13 protein-coding genes are annotated in these 20828 nt (G+C 57.7%); 8 read left to right on the forward strand and 5 right to left on the reverse strand.

Going from position 1 to position 20828, the window contains the following annotated elements; all coding sequences use genetic code 11:
• Positions 1-26: 26 nt before the first annotated feature.
• The 5 genes from CUJ89_RS03870 (at position 27) to CUJ89_RS37605 (ending at position 6078) form a co-directional block, all read left to right on the forward strand.
• Positions 27-1313, forward strand: coding sequence for a glycosyltransferase family 4 protein (locus CUJ89_RS03870; RefSeq protein ID WP_114176204.1), 1287 nt, complete (start codon positions 27-29; stop codon positions 1311-1313).
• Positions 1280-1762: a hypothetical protein gene (locus CUJ89_RS37600; RefSeq protein ID WP_152036583.1), complete on the forward strand. Its 483-nt coding sequence runs from the start codon at positions 1280-1282 to the stop codon at positions 1760-1762. The genes CUJ89_RS03870 and CUJ89_RS37600 overlap by 34 nt, the downstream gene beginning before the upstream one ends.
• A gap of 298 nt (positions 1763-2060) precedes the next feature.
• Complete coding sequence (locus CUJ89_RS03875; RefSeq protein ID WP_114176205.1) at positions 2061-3176, forward strand: GSCFA domain-containing protein; 1116 nt, start codon at positions 2061-2063, stop codon at positions 3174-3176.
• A 22-nt stretch (positions 3177-3198) separates the two neighbouring features.
• Complete coding sequence (locus CUJ89_RS03880; RefSeq protein WP_152036584.1) at positions 3199-4095, forward strand: WcbI family polysaccharide biosynthesis putative acetyltransferase; 897 nt, start codon at positions 3199-3201, stop codon at positions 4093-4095.
• Positions 4096-4362: 267 nt separating this feature from the next.
• On the forward strand, positions 4363-6078 hold the full coding sequence (locus CUJ89_RS37605) for a hypothetical protein (RefSeq protein ID WP_152036585.1): 1716 nt from the start codon (positions 4363-4365) through the stop codon (positions 6076-6078).
• Positions 6079-6142: 64 nt separating this feature from the next.
• Here CUJ89_RS37605 and CUJ89_RS03890 read toward each other — a convergent pair whose 3' ends face one another.
• From CUJ89_RS03890 to CUJ89_RS03910, 5 genes are all read right to left on the reverse strand, one after another.
• Entirely contained in the window at positions 6143-7261 is a 1119-nt protein-coding gene (locus tag CUJ89_RS03890) for a glycosyltransferase family 4 protein (RefSeq protein ID WP_114176208.1), read from the reverse strand.
• A 194-nt stretch (positions 7262-7455) separates the two neighbouring features.
• Entirely contained in the window at positions 7456-9078 is a 1623-nt protein-coding gene (locus CUJ89_RS03895) for a glycosyltransferase family 4 protein (protein WP_114176209.1), read from the reverse strand.
• 6 nt (positions 9079-9084) lie between these two features.
• On the reverse strand, positions 9085-12012 hold the full coding sequence (locus CUJ89_RS03900) for a glycosyltransferase family 4 protein (RefSeq protein ID WP_114176210.1): 2928 nt from the start codon (positions 12010-12012) through the stop codon (positions 9085-9087).
• Between the two features lie 6 nt (positions 12013-12018).
• Complete coding sequence (locus tag CUJ89_RS03905; protein ID WP_114176211.1) at positions 12019-14871, reverse strand: DUF4214 domain-containing protein; 2853 nt, start codon at positions 14869-14871, stop codon at positions 12019-12021.
• A gap of 443 nt (positions 14872-15314) precedes the next feature.
• The gene (locus CUJ89_RS03910; RefSeq protein WP_415859034.1) at positions 15315-16472 is read right to left on the reverse strand and encodes a hypothetical protein; all 1158 of its coding nucleotides are present in this window, start codon (positions 16470-16472) and stop codon (positions 15315-15317) included.
• A gap of 837 nt (positions 16473-17309) precedes the next feature.
• On the opposite strand from CUJ89_RS03910, the gene CUJ89_RS03915 reads away from it, so the two are divergent.
• The 3 genes from CUJ89_RS03915 to CUJ89_RS03925 are packed head-to-tail and all read left to right on the forward strand — an operon-like array spanning position 17310 to position 20828.
• On the forward strand, positions 17310-18515 hold the full coding sequence (locus CUJ89_RS03915) for a capsule biosynthesis protein (RefSeq protein ID WP_114176212.1): 1206 nt from the start codon (positions 17310-17312) through the stop codon (positions 18513-18515).
• On the forward strand, positions 18508-19299 hold the full coding sequence (locus CUJ89_RS03920; protein WP_114176213.1) for an SDR family NAD(P)-dependent oxidoreductase: 792 nt from the start codon (positions 18508-18510) through the stop codon (positions 19297-19299). The genes CUJ89_RS03915 and CUJ89_RS03920 overlap by 8 nt, the downstream gene beginning before the upstream one ends.
• Positions 19296-20828 carry an LTA synthase family protein gene (locus tag CUJ89_RS03925; RefSeq protein ID WP_114176214.1) on the forward strand — a complete coding sequence of 511 codons (1533 nt, stop codon included), beginning with the start codon at positions 19296-19298 and terminating at the stop codon, positions 20826-20828. Before CUJ89_RS03920 ends, CUJ89_RS03925 begins: the two co-directional genes overlap by 4 nt.

Genomic DNA, 20828 nt, shown 5'->3' on the forward strand with positions numbered 1-20828 from the left:
AAATTTTCGAATTTGGTCGTTTCGTGATGTGGAAAATGATGCGGTTGCATCTTCTCCAGCTGCTTGCCGTTCATTTCCACGGGGCTTGGGTGAAGTACGCCCGCCAAGGCATTGCGTCGTTGCGGGTCGTACAGGATGACGGAAGTGGGCCGCAGCACAGGGGCAGGTGGCTGCTTGTTGATGTCTCGATCTTGGCGATGTACGACGCGGGGACTGGCATTCAGCGCGTTGTTCGCTCCATTGCGATCGAATTGCTGCGTGCTCCCCCGGATGGTTTTGAAGTCAAGCTGGTCAGAGCCACGCGCAAGCTCGACTATCGTCATGTCGAGCTGCGGTGCCCGGCCGGAGACGACGATCGCTTGCCATTGCGGACGCTCGATCTTCCGGTAAATGCTCAACGCGGCGACATTTTTCTCGGCCTGGACTTCAGCAGCCGAATCATCCCGACGAGACTGCGTGAATTATTGTCATGGCGACGAATCGGGGTGAAATGTGCATTCGTCGTCTACGATCTGATCCCGGCCCAACATCCGCAGTGGTTCACGAAAAAAGGCAGAGGGTATTATCAAAAGTGGTTGAGAGCAATCTCGATTCACTCCGATATGCTTTGCTGTATTTCGAATGCGGTAGCCGTCGATGCTCGTCATTGGATTTCGTCGAAATTTGGTATCGGCGATGACGAGATTCAGCTTCGATGGTTTCATCTTGGCGCGTCGTTCGGCGAGGCACCCATCGAACCGGTTCAGTCGGTAATCGTTCAAGCCGACAGAGGCGAAGCCGCGCTCGCGCGATCCTTGTTGATGGTCGGAACCGTCGAGCCGAGGAAGGGGCATGACCAAGTGCTGTGCGCCGTGGAGGAATTGTGGCGGCGAGGGTGCGATGTCGTACTGGTGGTGGCGGGGCGGCAGGGCTGGAATGTCGAATCGTTTGCCGCACGTCTGCGCGCGCATCCCGAGAACGGCAAGCGGATCGTCTGGTTGGAAAATGTCAGCGACGGCCAGTTGGGATGGCTCTACAAGAATCTCGCCGGACTGGTGATGGCGTCGATGGCCGAGGGATTTGGCCTGCCCCTCGTCGAGGCGATGCATTACGGAATGCCTATTTTGGCGCGGGATCTGCCGGTGTTCAGAGAAATCGCCGCAGCGTCTGCAGCGTATTTTCGTGACGATCATCCGATTCCGCTCGCGGATCGAATATACGAATGGATGAACGATCAGAAAGCGGAAAGGACGCCCCCGATAGACCAGACGAGGTTGCTTGACTGGCAGGAAAGCACAAATTGGCTGATCAGCCATCTGAACGAGCTGGCCTGACGGGCACGGCCCTGGGCCAGATGACGAACCTGGTCAGCGGCATCGTCAGTCGGGACGATCGGCCACCGGGCAATGTATTGCGTCTCGCGTTTCCGCGGGCACTCGGCGTGACGGATCGTCGCGTCGACAGCAGGTTCCCGATTAGCCAAACCGGTCGACAGCCTTGCCCGGGTTCCGGAGATTGCTGTAACGAAGAGCATCAGGGCTGGCGTGAGATTGCTTTGCGTGCGAAGGTGCCCGACTTCAAGGTGCCGCGTCGCACGGCGGCAATCGACGCAATTTCAACAGTCTTTCGCCGAAATTTCACGATTTTGGCGTCGTCGTCGCATCGACACAATTATCGCGAGACTTTGCTGATATTCTTCGTCTATTGCAACGTAAAGTCATCGAAATGGCTCGATTCGTTCGTCCCGGCTCGGGTGTGTGTTCAGCAGGATGAAGGCTTGTGAAGTGCTCGATTGTGCCCTTGTCACGAGCCAGCCCGGCAGGAAATCGAGTTTGCCGGGAACGGTTCGTGGTGGAGGTGTCAGTCGCTCGATTCGAGGCGATGGGGCGCTGGCGCATGTTGTGCGGACATTCCCGTGCGGTGCTGCTGACCATGGGCATTGGCGACCGGCCGGGGCATCGGCTAGTTCCTACACGCAGTGCTTCAGCACCGAGAGACTCATACGCTGGCGGTTCACGCCAAAGATGAGCGGTCCGGGAGCAGAGATTAGCTGTATCAGTCAGAACATGTGAAGGGGAAACATGAAGAATCCTTATTCCGGTAAACCGGACTACGCTTTCTGGAAAAGATCGGTGTCCAGTCTGGGCATCAGTGAAGTGGATCCGGTGGTGTCGGCGCCGTTCCTGATCAATCTCGGGGACAAGATCGCGACGGCAGGAAGCTGTTTTGCCCAGCACATATCGAGAACGTTGACCTCGGAAGGTTACGACTATCTGGTTACGGAGAGTGCCCCGCGCTCCATCGCCGCGGTCGATGACGGATATGGTGTATTCCCGGCTCGCTTCGGCAATATCTATACCGTGCGTCAGTTGCTGCAGTTGTTCCTCCGGGCTTACGGCTTGTTCCATCCGGTCGATTCCGTATGGTGGCGGGCAGACGGCCGCGCGGTCGATCCGTTTCGCCCGCGAGTACAGGAGTCGGGATTTGCCGGCCGTGAAGAGGTTGAGTCCGATCGTATTGAGCATTTCAAGGCCGTGCGCGAAATGTTCGAGCGCGCAAACGTCTTTGTATTTACGTTGGGATTGACGGAGGGATGGGTCTCGGATATCGACGGCGCTGTCTTTCCGATCGCTCCCGGCGTGGTTGCCAATCCAGATATTGGAGACTCGATTTCATTCCGGAACTTTACGGTTCGGGAGATGGAAGAGGACTTGACCAAGTTCATCTCGCTGCTGCGGGGCGTCAATCCGGCCATCAAGATCATCCTGACCGTCTCGCCAGTCGCCCTGGTCGCAACCTACGAAGCGCGTCATGTACTAGTTTCAACCTGCTACAGCAAGTCGGCGTTGCGTGTCGTTGCCGAGGATGCGTCGCGAGGCCATTCAAATGTGGCCTATTTCCCTTCGTATGAAATCATTACCGGGGCGTATGCTCGTTCGTCATATTTCGAGGACGATCTGCGGGAAGTACGGCCGGAGGGTGTGACGCACGTGATGCGCCTGTTCAAGCGTCACTATCTTGCCGGCACCGACGCAATGGATAGCGGTGCCGAGACACCTGCCGCGCGGCCGGTAGATCTCCGTCCGGACCATACGGCACGAAGGGCGGAAGGCGGGGCTTCGACCGCGGAGCACATGAAGCAGCTTCAGAAGATTATTTGTGATGAAGAAGTCCTTGATCAGGACTTCGGCAGCTAGTTTCCGAAACGACAGGCGAATCATGAAAATTTCTCTCGTAGGCATCTGTCAAGTCGTGGGAATGGCTGCATATTTGCGAAAGCAATTTCCCGAAATAGAAGTATCCAGTTATCACGTACAGCCAACGGCGAATAGAAGCGACATTGTCAGTCGTCTGGAAGGCTCGGATCTCATCATTTCACAAATCCTTCCGGATCACGGAATGGAAGAGTTTTCGAAAGATGCGCTGCAGAGAATTGCGAAGAATGTCGTGATTATTCCGCCGCTGGTGTTCAGCGGTTTCCATCCCGACATGATCATCATCCCGCATCGTGGAGCACCGCTGAATTCTCCGATCGAGGTCTACCACTCCAGAATCATTGCGGCCGCCTATACCCTTGGTTTGCCCGATACGCAAGCGGCAAATATTGCCAATGCATTGATGTTTGACCGCCTCGGTTATTTTCATCACTTCAATGCAGCCAAGGAAGTATTCTTTGAGATGTTGCGTCCCTATCAGCTCGAAGAGTTCGCGCGCTCACGCTGGGACGACTGGATTGCACGAGGCGCATTCATGCATACGCCGAACCACCCGAACGTCGCCATTCTTGGCGAGTTTGCGCTTCACGCAGCCAAAACAGTTGGCCTTGAGCCTGGCACGCCGATCGAAGGCGCGATCGACGATATCTTCGACGATCAGCATGGTTGCCCGGTATACCCGGAAATCGCGCGTTATCTTGGAGTACAGGGCGCATTCAGTTTTCGCACTTACAAGCGAGCAAGCAATAGCGAGGCGGAGAGATACATGGATATCCATCGCTTTGCGAAAAATGCCTATCAGATCTATCGTTCGTTGGAGCGCGATGAACTTCTCGTCGATTCCTCGATCCGCTTTGCCCGGAAAGTCATACAGGACCTGATCTCCGACTCTCGCTCCTGATCGATGCCGGTAGGGCAGGCGTCGAGTTGCGGCCTGTGTCGCATGCCGGTCGCGCGATCCATCCGCTGACGGATCACGCGATTGACAAGGCGCGGGCATGAACCAGCACGCGACTATTCCGATTGTCTGCGACTGCTTCCACGAGCGACGCCAACCGGCGAACGATGCATCTCTTCGGTAGTCTATGGCTGTGTTCGGCGAGCGCACGCGGAGGCCATATGAGGCATGTCACCGGGACGGATGCCGATATTCGCTGGATTCTCGGACATGCGTGCTGGACTGCCCATGAAACATGCTGGATCGGTTGTGGCCGTGATGGTTGGCCTGTGTGCTTTCGCGACAAAGACTGCGGACGCGCAGGCAGTTGATGTGCCCAGTCGAGAGACGGTGGCGGGTACCGATCGAAAGCACGGCGGCCGCGAAGACGCCGTCTGCGATCCGACCGGAAACAAGGATTCGACTGCCTGTATCGAGGACAAGATGCGTGGCCTGACCGGTGGGGGCCGCGTCAAGATAACCGGCAAATACCTGATCGGGCGAAAGCTGGTTGTCCCGCCCGGTGTTTCACTCGAGGGTGATTGCACCACGCCAGGAACCAACGGCAGCAATTCGATTGCGGAATACGGAAACTCGAGTTGCGGTGTGTTGAATGTGAGTCCCGCGGCGACGGTTGTCTTGTCTTCCGGAGCGAGTATCCGGGCGATGCAGCTCTTTCGCGCGGGAATGACGTTTCCTGCGCCCGACAGCAAGTCGTACGCAGGGACGGCAATCACGATCGGCGGCGATGACGCCGCGGTGGACCGCGTGACGATTCTCGGGTTCGAGCGAGCCGTATACGATGCGGGCTACCAGCGGCCACTGATTAATGCGTTGTATGGCGATAATAACAATGGCATCGAGCTCACTCGCGTTTACGATGTTGCCCGGATTACCAACTGCCACATGTGGCCTTTCGCAACGATTGCATCGTCGGGAAGTCCATCGCGAAATCAGCGGTCGGGTATTGCCTATAATTTACACGATACGGTTGACGGGCCTGTTCTTGCCAATAATTTCGCATACGGTTATAAAACGTCATTCCGCTTCGCGAATGTCAGTACGGTTGGGACAGTAAACAATGTTGCGGATAACACTGGGCAGTATGTTGATTCCGAGGGGTGGCGGTTTGATGGAAATCTAAACGGATTTTCAGGGATTGGCAACGTCGCCTGGAGTCAGGCTGTTGGAGTACGGGTCAATCTGAATCGCAGTCAAATCGTTGATTTGTCCGGTATGCACTTCAACCGCAATTCGACGCATATTTATGTGGAAAGCGGTAACGTGAAGGCGTATGGGGCGGAATTTTTTAATGCGAAAACACTGTTGGCGATTCGGCGCCCGGAATCGATTGTTCTGTTCGATAGAAATACATTGGCGAACAACGGTGTCGGTATATCGGCGCTTGTCTCGACATCCAATATCAGTATCGGGCCGGATAATCTCAATCTGACGGACAAGCAGGGTGAGTCGCTTTCCTCCGGAGAGCTAAAAATTCCTGAACTGATATCGAACGAATTTCTGACGCTTCCGTCAAACGGCGAGGTATTTGCGGTGAAGGGAAGCGCCGGATTGCGGTATCTCGGCGGCGGTTGGGCGGGAAGGGCGATCACATTGATATTTCGCGATGCCGTGACGGTCTATTCGGGTGAAAGCCGCAATTCCCTGTTTGTAGGCAACGGCGGCAAATTCCAGGCGAGTCGCAACGCGGTGCTCGTGCTTGTTTATGATGGGGCGCACTGGATCCAGGTGGCTGGGGCCGACGCGCGACCCGCGGTGATGCCGCAGGCAATGGTCGCAACCCTGCCCGCATGCAGCAAGTCATCGATTGGATCGACTTACATGGTGACCGATGCAACGTCTCCGCAATACGCGAAGCCGTTGACGGGCGGTGGGACAACGACCGTGCCGGCGGTGTGTGACGGGGCGAAATGGACTGCGCATTGATGCAGCGTCGTCCTGCACTCTGGCCGGGTGCCGCGATAGCGTCTCATCGTGACGGCGCCAGCGACTACGCCGGGGAGATTTGCCGATAGAGTTCGATAGTCCGTTCCGCGCAACGCTTCCAGGTGAAGCGGCCGGCCACGACCAAACCTGCAGACGCTGCGGTACGCCGCCAGTCGTCGTCAAGGACGATCTTCGCGATGCCTTGCTTCATCGCTTCGGTGTCGTCGGGGTCCACAAGCCAGGCCGCGCCGCCGGCCACCTCGGGGAGGGACGAGCGATTCGACGTCAAAGTCGGGATGCCGCTGGCAAGCGCTTCGAGGACAGGGAGCCCGAATCCCTCGTAAATCGACGGGTACAGGAAGGCGCGCGCGCCGGCGTAAAGGAGCGGGAGCTCCGGCTCCGGAACAAACCCGAGATAGCGGAGCCATCCGTCGCGCTGGTAGGTCTCGATGCGGGAATGGAGCGCGCCACTCAGCCAGCCTTTGCTGCCTGCCAGCACCAGCGGGTAGTGCCGTCGTACATCGTCAGGGAGATTGGAATAGGCATCGAGCAGGTAATCGATTCGCTTGCGCGGCTCCAGCGTCGATACGCACAGCGAATATGACCCGAACCCAAGTCCGATCGAGCTCAGGTAGCGTTGCAGATCGCTCTCGCCGCGAGGGTGGAAATCGGCCGCCACGCCGAGCGGAATCGATGTAACGCGATGTTCCGGCCAGCCGAAGTAATCGATGATTTCCTTTCGTGTGGCTTCGGAGTCGGTAACCAGGTGTTGTGCTCTGTCGAGCGTCGATTCAAACCGGTTTTCGAAATCGACGAGTCGTTCGCGGGGATGCGCCTCGGGATACTTGAATACCGACAAATCGTGAATGGTCGAGATTCCGGAGTCGGCCAGATCCGGGAGAAAGTAATTGGGTGAGTGAAACAGGAACTGTCTGGCCTGACGGTACAGTCGCCAGCGCCGGAATTTGCGTGTTGTCTGAGCAAGCAAGCCCTTTCGGTGTCGGGGCTGAACGAGATTGCTCATCAGCGCGTTGGGGTTTTCGATCCAGCGATTCTGGAGAAAAAATTTCAACTCCGCAAAATTCGATGTAGCTGCCTGGTAATGATTGGCCAACTCATACGTATAACGACCGATGCCGGTGAGGGGCGGGGTAATGGCATCGACGCAGAAGGCAATTTTCATGAATTCGCGATAGTGGGGAGACAACCTTGTGCGGGGTACGCCATTTCCGGTCACAGTTGAGCGGCATCGAGATGGAGCCCATCTCGATGCCGCGATTGACGAGTCGTGTATCCGCCCGTCACGTCAGATCTTGCGGCAAATGAGCGGCAAGCCGATCCCGAGGTGTTTGCAACCGACCGAGGTACACGTGATGCTCAACTGATCGATTCGGTATGCGACGCATGGCGACCGGCGTGATCTCGCGAAAATTCGATAATGCATGCCAGTGCTTCCGCGGCGTCTTCGTAAGCAAACCACACCGGGAGCCCGTGTTCCGCAGGCAGGCTCCTGAGTTTTGCGTGGGGAAGGACTACCGGCACCCCGATGTCCAGGTTCTGGCGTATCAGGCTGCTCAGATCGCCATTGCTCTCGGTGATCCAGATCAAGGAGAACTCCCGGAGTTGCGCTGGCGTGACCCATTCATGGTGCGTGAAGACGGGGCGGATTTCCTCGGCGAGACATTCATGGGTGGCTTCGACGATCGTGGCAAACGACTGGTCGAATCTGTCTCCGATGCACAGAATCCGCGCGGCCGGGCCGGGATTTCGGGAATGATCGATCGAAAGCCTGTAGATATGAACGAGGCGCGAAACCTGCATCTCAAAGGCGTTGAACCGCATGGCTTGCTGCGCATTGACGCCAAGCAGGGTGCGCAGTTCGGGAGAGCGCGCCATTTCTTCCATGCAATGGGCGAGGTCGCTTGCGTTGCCGGGCTCGAAGGTCAATCCGGTGACGCCATGCCTGACCAGCTCGGGCATGCCGCCGATTCGCGATGCAATGACCGGTATTCCCGAGCACATGGCTTCCGTGATCGAGACCGGCTGATTTTCCGGCCAGATGGACGGAAGGACCAGCACGTCGGTATTTTCATAAACGGACGTCATCTGCTCGTTCGGGATTTTCCCCCAGAACGTCACGAGATCCTTGCTGCCGCTGCTGGCAACCAAGCGCTCGTACTCCTCATGCTGCTCGCCTTCGCCAATCAGATTGACGTGAACATTGACATGGTTCTTGACGATCGCGAGCGCTTTCAGCAGTGTGGCGGCACCCTTGTGCTTGCCGAAGTAACCGACAAAGGTAAAGCGTACGGCAGGTGCCGCACGCCTGTCGATATTGGAAAAGCGTTGGAAATCGACGCCATTCCAGTTGACGTGCATCTTCTCCGCCGGGAAGCCGGCCTTCAAGTAGGATTTCGCCAAATGGACCGAAGGCGAGATGAAGGCGTCGACGCTGTCGAACAAGATCCGGAAATGACCCTGGCGAAGCCGGATCGGTATGTTTCTGCCGCGGCCGTCGTCCAGCGGGCCGTGGCATCGGGTGCAGGCCGTGAAGTCGTCACAAAGCTGCCCATCCTCAAGCATGGCCGTATTCTTGAGGCAATATCCCCAATGATCATGGAGCGTGACGACGCAGAACGCACCGGCGTCCTTGGCGATCCGGAGAATTCGCGTCGACAGTCCGATCAGATTATGCCCGTGCACGACATCGGGCTTGAACCGCTCGATGACCGCGCGAAAATTGTCCTCGACTTCAGGATGGTTGAAACTGAGCAGGTTGATCTGGAAATCTTCACCGGTCAGTCGGTTGCGGTGGACCGGGATTCCATCCAGTTCGTCCGTGCGCAAGCTATGTCGAGGGTAGCCCTCACGAATGTCCCCGCAAAACACTTCGACTTCATGTCCGGCGCGTTTCAACATGACCGCTTGCTGATGCGCGATCAGCTCGGCACCGCCGATGAATTTCGGCGGATAGACGTTTGAGCAGATAAGTATCTTCATCGCAATTCAATGAGCGGATTGTTGGGTGTCCATGATCGAGAAAACAACGTGTTTTCTTGAATCACCATCACCGAGCGTCACGATATTGCCTGTCGGTTCCGGCTTTTGGCGGTCGTTGGAGATGACGGACATACGATCGTTCTGAAAGACATCGTGCTGTTGCAACTTCGCCATGTCCTGCAAGTTCGTCTCGAGATAAACGGCGAGCGGTTGCTTCGCGGTGTATGTATGGACGATGTCGAGGGCTTGTGCGACAAGGCGCTCATCGTCGGACACGACCAGCAACGAATCCGGATATGGTCCCCGGACATCGAGCTCTTCAAGCACGAGTGGAAGCGAGATATCGATCGGCCCACTGATCCGGATGACATTGTCGTCACCTGGACGGACGTCGTGCGCTTTGTCGTCAGGGTTGAACGCGAATACTGCGCGTCCGTCGGGCACCTGTATCAGCGTGTCGACCTGCTTGTCGGTGACGATGAGCGTGCTGCCAAGCGAGACGCGTTTGAACAGCGCGTTCAGGAAGATGCGCGACGCCGTGCTGATGCCATAGTCACGGATGAGCGACAGCGATTCACCGATGGCCGCCTGCACGCCGATGTCGGCGGCGTCTTCGCGCTCGGTGCGGATCGATTCATCGAGTATCTCGAGAAAACCGGACGTGTATTCCTGCCAGTTCTTGATGGCACGCTTGCCGGCCTGTTCGGTCAGGCGCCGCATCAGTGCCCGGTCGCTACCCGCCTTGAATAGGGCGTCCGCGATGCAGCTGGGTGTCGTCATATCCGCCGTCAGGCAGCCGCCGTCGCTGGCGAGTTCACGCATCACGCCATCCGAGTGGCAAATGCAGGGCTTGCCGTGCCACAGGCTTTCCATGATGGGCATGCCGAAACCTTCGATTTCCGACGCGTAGATCGTCAGCGTCGAATCGGAGTAGGCCTTGCACAGCGTGTCGTCGTCGACGATTCCGAGCCATTTCGCACGGGGCTCAGATTGGCAGAATGCCGTCATCTCGTCAGCAATGTCCTGGGCCCCCGCATATCGATTGCCGATGAACGTGATTTCCCAGTCGAAATCGGGATGGTCCTTCGCCAGCATTCGCAAGGCCGAAAGTATCTTCCGGTGCCCCTTTCTGGGTTCCAGCGTTGATACGCAGAGAATGCGCGTCGGCCCGTCAGACGACGAGTTGGCAGACGTGACAACCCGGGATATGCCGCCGAATTCGCCGGGCAGGGTGTTGACACAAACCTGCGGCCCGGCGAGATCGTTCTCTTTCCAGAATATATCGAGGCAGTCGCCCGAGAATTGGGAAATAGGAATGACCACGTCACAATCCGAGATCCCTCGCATGTAGTCCGCGTGGTTCTCGCGAATGGCGGAGTCCTTGACGTAGTCGGGCCGTAGCACGGGGATCGCATCATAGAAGATGGCCGCCGTCCGGATGCCGTTCTGCTTGCAGAACTTCCGAATGTTGATGCCATTCTTCTCGAATATGGTTTCAGTCAGAAGGAGCCACGTATTGTTGCCGCGATACAGATCCGAATGGTCGCTCAGCGGCTTGCGTTTGCCCGCTGGAGAGCGCGGCAAGGCACTCCCGGCGATCGGGCCATTGTATTGCGACAACTGCTTGTATTCATGCTCGGTCGGGAACACATACTGCTTGATGCTTGGATCCCACATAACGAAGACAGGATCCACAAAATGTTGCAACTCGCGACTCAGTCGTCGGGTGACACGAATGACGCCGGAATTGGCCGGGTCGATCGCAGCGTTGCTCACGTCGATCAGGACCTTCCTGCGGGCGTGACCGAGATCACGGATGAGGTCGACGTATTGCCCGATGACACGCTGCCAGCGGAAATCCCGATGAAACAACGTCCGCTCCGGCCAGTGATCGGCGGCAACGACATCGGTGGAATCGCGCAGATAAGCGAGCTTGTCCACCATCTCGGTGGTGTTCGTACACAGGTACCACGGGTGAACAACGACCTCGGGGTGCGCGGCGACATTGAAAACTAGTGTCGGTTTGTTCAGCCATTGCATCTCGGCGAGCGGCAGATTGAATCCTTCCCAGGTCGAGACAGAAATTCCGACGTCGCAGGCGCGCATCAGATCCTGCAATTGCAGATCGCTCGGGAAGCCGACCGGGTGCACGTGATCTCGTGCGGACGCGGGGCATTCAAACTGCTGAGGATCGGCCAGTACGAAGATGTTGTGGTCGATGTTCCGTTGCGAAAGCTCGGCAGAGATGTCGAATACGCATTCGGAATTCTTGTAGCAGCCGGGTTCCCAGCGGCCCAAGTTGATGATGTTCAGTTTCTTCCCTTTCGACGCGTCGAGGATCGGCGACGCGAGCGATCCGGAATTCTGGGCCGCGTCGTCCCAGATCGCGTCTGCCATGTGGTCCGCGCCGAGCAGGATCGTTTCGGATGACACCGAGGGAGCGTCGACTACGGATTGCGATGTCGCAATGAACTGGCTGATCGGCGAAATCTTGCTCAGGCTGGGCAGGTGTTTCTTGCGCAATTCCTTCAGGTAAAGCTGAATCTCGCGCGCGTGACCCTCGAATCCATCGAGCGGGACGGACCCGCAGTCGATGAACAAGGTTCGGCAGTTGTGCTTTTCGAGAACCGGAATCGTGGAGAAAAATGGCCAGCCGCCGATAATTGCGACGTCGGGTTTCGATTTCCAGAACAGTTCGTCCCATGCCCTGTCGATCCACTTTGACGTAAAAGTGTCGAGCTGGATGTAGGCTTCAGCGCCATCCGGAATGCGATAGATTTGATCGGCGGCATTTTTTACCACTGATTCATTGAAGTTGTTCGCAATCACGGTGACGTGGTGCCCCTGCTTGCGAAAATTCTCAGCGAGAATCAGGAGTAGTCGATCGACGCCGAAGCGAAACAGAAGCCGCTCGTTGCAAATCAGAATATTCATGATCGTTTATGCCTGTTTTTTGGCTTTTTTGCCGATGACTGCGTAGTCTTGCGGGCCTGCCAGCAGGTTCGCAAGTTGATTTGAGACGGGCGACAACTGCGTGTGCAATTCCGTGTTGGGATGGAGTCTCACGCTCTGGACGTCAACGAATCCGTTTTCCTCGAACAGGAGCTGAAGCAACTGTGGCGGAATGGGGCGCTTGTGCGTCGGATCGAGATAGAAATTGGAGGCGCCGACAATCATGTTTTCCGGGTTCGGCGTTTCCAGAATCAGCATGCCGCCTGGCTCGAGGACTCGCATCGCCTCCTTGAGCAACTCGAGCTGGGACGCAGGTGCCATGTGCTCGATCATGTGAAACGAGGTGATCACCGAGCAGGAAGCGTTCGCGCAATCCATGAGGTAGGCGATTGCATCGGATTGCACGGTTTTCAGATTCGCGTTGTTCGTATTGGGTGATACGTCGACGCCTATGACATCATGATTTTCGGCGCGCAACAGGGATAGCCACTCGCCGCGTCCGCAGCCGAGGTCGAGGATGCGCTTGGTTTTCGTGTTGGCGATGGATGCTTCGATCCACGGAAGGTAGAGCTTCTGACGCGAACTGATCAACGAGCGCGCTCCCCGGAACTTCGTTTCGAAGTCGTGATATAGCGATTGGAAATACCCGTTCTTGATGGAGTCGAGCCGAGCCAGCTGGTCGCTGTCGAGATCTCCCGACCGGGAGGCCCTCATTTCCTCAAAAAGGTCGGTCAGTTTATTCCGCGTCTGATGAAGCTCGTCGCTCAGCACGGCAGCTATCTGATATTCGGTTGACAGATCGCGCTGGCTCGTCGAGCGATCCGATTGGGAAATCGGGGTTTCATGCCCGGCGAATTGGCGAGAATTCTGTTGCGGAAACCGGATTTTTTCGATTTTCCCGAGTACCTCGGGTGGCGTGTCGCGAAGAACCTGTCGAGTCGCCTCGTCATCGGCGTGACCGACCGTCGCTTTCGTCTGGCCCGATCCGCTTCGCGAGTCGGCCGCTACTGAGATTTTCGTCAGCGTGTCGTCCAACGACTGCTTGAACGAATCCAGTTGTCTTGCGATGGCAAGCAGTTGGGCCTGCTCGGTGGAGTTGCTCGATTCGCGGAAGTGGTTCGTTCGATGTACGCGTTGCTCGATGCGACCGATCTTGTTTTCGAGCGCACGGAGGCGCTCGTCGTACACGATCCACTGAGGTTGTTCCGCAGAGCGTTTGCGTTCCTTGACGATGTGGTCGACGTTCGACCGGAGCACGTCGACCGACTGTTGCAGCATTTCGATCTCGGAATCGCGAACGCCGTTGTTCTCCGCGATGAAATCCAGCAAGGTTGCGAGTGTCCGGTCGTGCGTCGCCGACGTACTGTCGAAGTCACCTTCGGGCAAGCCAAGCCTGTCCGGACGTGCGGATTGCATGCGTGAGGTCGCACCGGACGTGCCGTGTGCGGTCGACGGGGTTTCGTCGACCGCCGCGGAAACGACGCGGGTGGTGTCGAACACGTCCTGGCGGAGCAGATCGATTTCGCTTTTCAGCTCGAGGGCGAATGCTTTGCTCGTCTTCCTGCTGTCTTCGAGAGTGCTGAAGACGACGCGGTGGATGTCGTCCGAGCGCGATGCAACGTCCTCGAGTTTGGCGAGCCGCGCGTGAAGATCGTGATCGGGTTGTATTTTCTTCTCGAGCTTGCGGATTCGTTCGTCGTATGCGATCCACGGCGAACGCTTGGCCGATTCCGCAATCATCCTGGATGTGGCATCGATGCTGCCCTGCAGGGAAGTGATCGCGTCACGCGTAATGCAGGCCTGGATATTGGAGACTTGATCGCGTTCCCCGATGGCAATCAGGATCCGCTGAAAGGCGGAGTCCGCGGCTGTGGCGCGTGCATTGGCATGGGCGATGAGGGCGCTATTGGCCAGCTTGGCCAATTTCGCGACGCGATACGTACGATAGTGAACGATGAACGGGAAAGCGATCCACCGGATCACGGGGATGACCTCCAGCGTTTCTACCATGCTCGGGTAGGCGATATCGTGGAGGACGGTCGCGGCTTCATGTCCTTCGCGGCTGGCGCGCATATCCTGAATGATCTTGACCTTCGAGATACCGGACCGGAGCTGATTCAGGTAGTCGCGGAGACCTTGGGTGTCTGGCTCACGCTTCAAGATGACGCGATAGGCGGAGCGGACGAACCCCTCGTCTTCATACTGCTGGAGCGTCGTCGCGGAAAACTGGATCGGTTTTTTGCCCGAAATCGATCGCCCGAGCTTGCTTTTGATTCGGGGGCCGATTACCGGAAGATTCGAGAGAAACAGAAGTCGTTTTGCGCGCCGTATTCCCGCGAGTTGCGTGCCGAGTAGTTTTCGTTCTCGCGATGCCCAGATGTGAAGAAGGACTTCGAGTTGGGAGTCGCCCGACTGGAGTTGTTCGAGCAGATGCTCGAGGCCAGCTTCGTCGGGCTCCCGGTGCAGGAGATGGGTGAACAGCCGGTGAAGGAAGCGTTCGTCGCTTTCGTCGAAGAAGTCGACGAAACTCGGAAAGGTGGGCAGTGCCGGGTAGGCCAGGTCAAACCGGGCGGGAATGGATACACTGGGCAACGGCGACAGCGGATGCGGCTCGAGCGTGGCGTGATGGTGTGCGCCGCCTGACGCATGAACGGCGCCACGCAACTCGATGGCGATCTGCTTGATGCGCTCGATATCGGGTGCGATCGAGGCCGGGCCGCCGGCATGCACATGCGTCGGGCTGACCGCCTTCTCGAGTTTGGCGTGCAGGATTCGGTCGGCTTGCTTCGCAACTACCTGTCGGATTCGGTTCTTGAAGTGAGCGATTTCAGTGGGCTGCATGGTTTTGAACCTTCTTGAAGGTAATTGCCGAAATAAAAATCGTGAACTTCCTGCCTGCCATCTGCCGAGCCGATGTGGTGGCTGGAGTGAAGCTCCGATCGTCGCGCGATATTTCCCCGAAGCGCGACGACCGGAGTTTCACTCCGGAAATACCTTCTCGGCCGTGTGGGCAAGTCATCGAGTAAGCTCGGCGGGAGCGTACATACTGCATCGCCGCCGGCGAGGAGGCGATTTCGAATTATGGATGCCGAAAGACTGATTGCCGGAAAGAAGCAATCGACCACTCTGTAAATAAAGCTTGTGCACTACCGCTTCCGCAAGCCACGAGTTGCCTCTCCGCTGATCTTCTCGGGGGATGGCGCAGGCCTCCGAATTGCCTGCGTCATCGTGCTGAAATGGCTCGTTATTTTAGCAGCTTGCCAAGATTATGGTGTCGCAACAGATTAATCATGGTGTTCGCGTATCCCCGCGAGCAACAGGCTCAAAATACCCCATGCAATCACTCCGAGCGCGATTGCTTCGAATATCGATTGGAGTCGTTTGGGCTCGGTTGCGACATCGGGGGTGTTGGGTTGAACCAATCGAGCCAAGTAAAGCTGCTTTCGCTCCGCCTCGCCGCGTGCATTTTCCAGTGCGGAGATGGTCGAGGCAAGCTGCTTATTGGCAACTTCCGAATCCAGTTGCAGCTTCGTATAGGCGACATTTTTTGCCGACAACGAGCTCTTGTTGCCGGTGACATCTCCGGTGGCATCATGTATCTGCTTCTGCAGCATGGCAACGTTTTGCGTCAGTACCGGAATCTGGGGGTTCTTCGGTGCGATTGACTGCAGTTGCACGAGTTGGGTCTGGGCACTGAACAGTTCCGTTTGCAGCTTCGTGATTTGCTGAAGTTGCAGGGCTGACTGTTTTTCAGGGTCGAAAACCGCGTTCCCGTTTCGATATGCCGCCAGGCTGACTGCGGCTGCCTTGGCTCGTTCCGCGGCTTCGTCGACCTGGCGTTGGGCAAATCGCACCGTGTCGTCCGCGGCGCGCTTGTTCATCTCGTTGATCAAGCGCTCGCTTATCTCCAGCAGCTTCTCATTGATGCCGGCGGCCTCATTGGCGGTATAGGCGCGCACCTGCAGGGTCGCGATGCCGGACGCGGAATCCAGATTCGCCGTCACAATGTGCTTGCCATAGTATCTCCACAGCGATTCGAAGCTGCCGTCGAGGCTTGCGTGGAATCTGCTGAAGATGTCGCCCTGTGCAGAGTAGGCGGTCGCAATGCTGTTGTTGGCATTGAGCTCGTGAAGTGCATCACGCGACTGGATATAGTCGATGACGGAGTAAGCATCATCCGGCGTTCGGGAAAAAGCAGCCCCTTGCAGCAAGGCACCCATGACGCCGCTGGAGCTTTGGCGAGATGCGCTTCTTACAATAAAGCGCGACTCCGAGACATATACATCGGAGGCGATCAGGCCGTAGTAGACGATCGCAATGATAGTCGGAACGATGACGGTGATTGCAAACAGCCGATTCATGCGCTTAAATCTGTCGATCAGGCTGCGTCTGGCTGGTGTCGACTGATTGTTCGTTGCAGTGTTGCTAGAGATCTGTTCCAACTCTTTTCCGCATGAATGTGGTGCCCTCACTTCATTGCCAGCATCACCTTGTCTGGCGGAGGGCGAATCAGAAATCCGGGGTGCCGTTCAGGCTGGACGGAGGTAGCCTGGTGCGCATCCCGGGACGTGCAATCATGTACCGTTCCTGGCTCTTCGTACTGCAGGCCGGAGCGGAGCCGCGATCTTGCTGTCCATGCCACGCTGAATTCCGGGGGACCGCCGCGCGAATTATAGCTGCGTTGGGTGCACGATATCACTCGTAGCTGACACTTTTGTGTTCTATTGTGCGGCGGCGTTCGAAGGGCGTGTCAATTCGCCGTGACGCTGCTACGCATAACAGAAAGATTGTGACTAATCCGCATTAGTGTACAGGTCCGGTGTAATCGCCAGCTCTGCTGGCGGGCGATTCGTTGTCGTTTGCATTGCATGTGGACGCTGTCGGCAATTGAGGATGTGCAAAATTATTTTGATCAATTGTCTGATTTGAAGAGTATGCCGCCAATAAAAGCAGGCGGAGCCGGACTCTGCGTGGATGAAGTTGTGAGGTGACCCGGGCGGTTGTGAGCGCCGTACCCCGTGCGCCGGGAGGAGCGGGCACGCGGTGGTGCGCCGAGGGAGCGTACCGGGTACTGGTCGGGCATGGCGGAAGGCATCTCAACCGGGACGTTGTAATGCGCCACATATTTCGGCTGCTGCCTTGTGGATGCTCAGTTTGGAATGCTATATTCGGCGGCCTTGCGAATCGCGAGCAATCCCTGCGCGATGAATACCAATTCCAAAGCCCGATTCGATGAATGAGGGCGATTCCCCCGGGATGCCCGGTTGGTTGATATTTCGATGCCTCGCTCTTTTCTTGTGCTGCAAGGCACGGCTTCCCTGTTTTTCAGTCGGTTGTCCGAGGCGCTCTCCGCCCGTGGTCACGCGGTATGCCGTGTCAATTTCTGCGGCGGCGACTGGCTGTACGGCCGGAGGGGGAAGGTCATCAATTATCGAGGGAGGACTTCCGATCTCCCGGCCTGGTATGCGGATCTCGTCCGTGAGAAGGGTATTACGGATGTCCTGATGTTCGGCGATTGCCGCGAGATCCACCGGCACATGCATTGGGTATCCGAGCGGCACGGCCTTCGGTTGCACGTATTCGAAGAAGGGTATATCCGCCCGCACTGGATCACGCTCGAGCGTCACGGCGTCAACGGCCGATCGCTGATGCCGACCGGTCCCGAGAATATCCTTCAGTTACAAGGACATATTCCTCCGGCGCAACCCGGGGTGGCAACAGGGTACAACCTGTTCGAGCGCGTCTTTCATGACATCGCATACCGTATCGCGAACGCACTGCTGGCGTGGCGCTTCCCGTGCTATCGCAGCCATCGTCCGCGTAACGGACTGTTCGAATACACGGGGTTGGCGGTGCGCGCGTTGTTGCGGGGCCGGCATCACCGTCAAGCAGAGGCGGTCACGCGGGAACTGCTCGACAGCGGACGGCCGTACTATCTGTTTCCGCTGCAACTGAATTCCGATGCGCAGATCATCGTGCATTCGCCCTTCGACGGCGTGCGGGATGCCATCGATCAGGTGATCCGGTCGTTCGCGAAGCACGCATCGCAAGACACGACACTGGTCATCAAGAATCATCCGCTTGACACGGGGTTGATCGAGTATCGGCGCTTCGCGATGTCGCTCGCGCACGCAGTCGGCATTGACGGGCGTTTGCGTTTTGTTGATTCCGGCCATCTGCCTACGCTACTGGAGTTCGCGCGCGGCGTCGTGGTGGTCAACAGTACGGTCGGCTTATCTGCCTTGCACCATGAGCGCCCATTAATGACGCTCGGTACAGCCATATATAATATGCGCGGCCTGACTTGGCAGGGAGGGCTGGATGACTTCTGGAGCAACGGCGAACCGCCCAATATGGTCCTCTATCACGCCTTTCTCGACTACGTGATGCATCACACGCAGATCAACGGTGATTTTTATACACATACCGGCATTGCGATGGCGGTGAAGGGCGCTGTCAACCGCTTGGATTGCGTGGATGCGTAGCCGCGGGCCTAGCCATATCGTCATCACGGGCGCCAGTGCAGGCCTCGGCCGGGCCCTTGCGCTAGCCTATGCACAACCGGGCATCATGCTCGGTCTCGTCGGTCGCGATTGCGAGCGGATCGCCGAGACCGCGGCGGCCTGCCGCTCGCGCGGGGCTGCGGTCGAGACAGGGGCCATTGACGTGTGCGACGCGGCGGCTATTGCCGCTTGGCTTGACGATTTCGACTCCCTTCACCCGATCGACCTGCTGATCGCCAACGCCGGCGTCGCCAGTACGATTGCGTCGTCTTCCGACTGGGAGGGGCTCGAGCGTACTGCGCGGGTCATCGACACCAATCTTTACGGCACGCTGAATACGGTCCTGCCTGTCATCGACCGGATGTGCGCCCGCAGGCGCGGCCGCGTTGCCATGGTCAGTTCGATCGCCGCGCTGCGCGGCATGGCGATCTCGCCTGCCTATTGCGCAAGCAAGTCTGCCATCAAGGCCTATGGCGACTCGGTGCGGCCGCTGCTTGCGCGAAACGGCGTCGGCGTCACGATGATCCTGCCCGGCTTCGTGAAGACGGCAATGAGCGACGTGTTCCCCGGCGACAAGCCGTTCCTCTGGAGCGCCGAGCGCTCGGCCGCATACATCCGGCGCCGGTTGGACGCAGGCCGTAGCGAGATCGCATTCCCCGGGCTGCTTGCGTTTGGCATGCGCTTGCTGTCGATCCTGCCCGCTGCGCTCGCCGACGCGATCCTCGATCGTCTGTCCTATCTGCCGTCGAAGGACCGAGTCAATTGAGCGCGCGTCTTGCCGTGACGCTGGCGGCCGCCGTTGCACTGTCGTTCGCGTCCGATGCGATCGCTGTCCCGCGCGCGCCGCTGCGGCGGCCACTGCTGTCGTCAGCGCTTCATATTCTTTCCGTACTCTTCGTATTCGACTTGGTGTTCGCTGTCACGTCACGGCCGCTTTTTTCGGCCTGCGTGTTGCTCGCGCTCGTCGGTCTTATCGCCGCAGTCAGCAATGCAAAGTACGAGTCGCTGCGCGAGCCGTTCGTATTTACCGATCTGAGCCTTTTCAGCCAGTTGTTTTCGCATCCCCGTCTTTACTTGCCGTTCCTGAGCGTCGGCAAGATCGTCGCGATCGGTGCCGGCATCGTGCTCGTGATCGCGGGCTTCGTCGTCGAGAGGCCCGAGTTTCCTGGCTCCCGCGCGCTGGCCTGGCTCGCGGTGGTGCTGCCGTTCGTGCTTGCCGTGCCCGTAGCCGCACGCGTGCCGCTCACGCTCGATCCGTATGCCGACCAACGTCGACACGGCTTTTTTGCCGTGTTCGTTGCCTATCTGCTCAACGGTTTGCGTCCTGCTACGTTTCGGCGGTTTCGTGAGGTCGCGGCGGCCGGACCGTTCGCAACCGGTGAGCCGATGCGACACCCTGACGTGGTCGTGATCCAGAGCGAATCGTTCTTCGATGCGCGCCGGCTCGGTGAGTCGGTCGTGCCGGAACTCTTCAGGCACTTTGACGAGGCGCGTCGTGAGGCCGTTTGGCATGGTCAGATGACGGTGCCTGCCTGGGGAGCTAACACCATGCGAACGGAGTTCGCGGTGTTGACCGGCACGGAATCCTTTTCGCTTGGGTACGCGCGTTTTTATCCTTACGCATTTGTAAAAAATAAAATCGCCTCACTCGCATCCTGGTTTGGTCGTTGCGGCTACGACACAGTCGCGATTCATCCCTATTACGCCGATTTCTTCGGGCGGAACCGGGTATTTCCATTGGTCGGCTTCAAGCGTTTCCTCGACATCCGTCACTTTGCGTCGGCATCCCGTGCGGGGCCTTACGTGGCAGATGCCGCAGTTGCCGAGGCGATCGTTGCGGAACTTGAGGCGGCGGGCGGCGACCGCCCGCGCTTCGTATTTGCGATGACAATGGAAAACCACGGCCCGCTACACCTCGAGCAGGTTTTACCCGGCGAATCGTCTTCAAGGCATACTCTCGGCGAGGATGCATCCTGGCGCGACCTGACAGCGTATTTGCGGCACATTGAAAATGCAGACGCAATGATCGGGCACCTGCTCGATTATCTGCGCACCAGCAATCGTGACACGGTCGTTTGTTTCTACGGCGACCACGTTCCCGCTCTGCCTCATGTGTTCGAAAAGCTGGGCGTTAATCCGCAACACAGCGACTATTTCATTTGGCGAAATTACGGCGCAGTTGCGCCTGAATGCCGGAATTTGGCCGCCGAGGAGCTGGGGGCGGCGCTGCTGCATGTGGTACAAGATGACGGAAATCGTGCGGAAGAGCCGTGCGCATCCGAGAAAGCGACTTAA

Source organism: Burkholderia pyrrocinia, assembly GCF_003330765.1.
GTDB classification, from domain to species: Bacteria; Pseudomonadota; Gammaproteobacteria; order Burkholderiales; family Burkholderiaceae; genus Burkholderia; species Burkholderia pyrrocinia_B.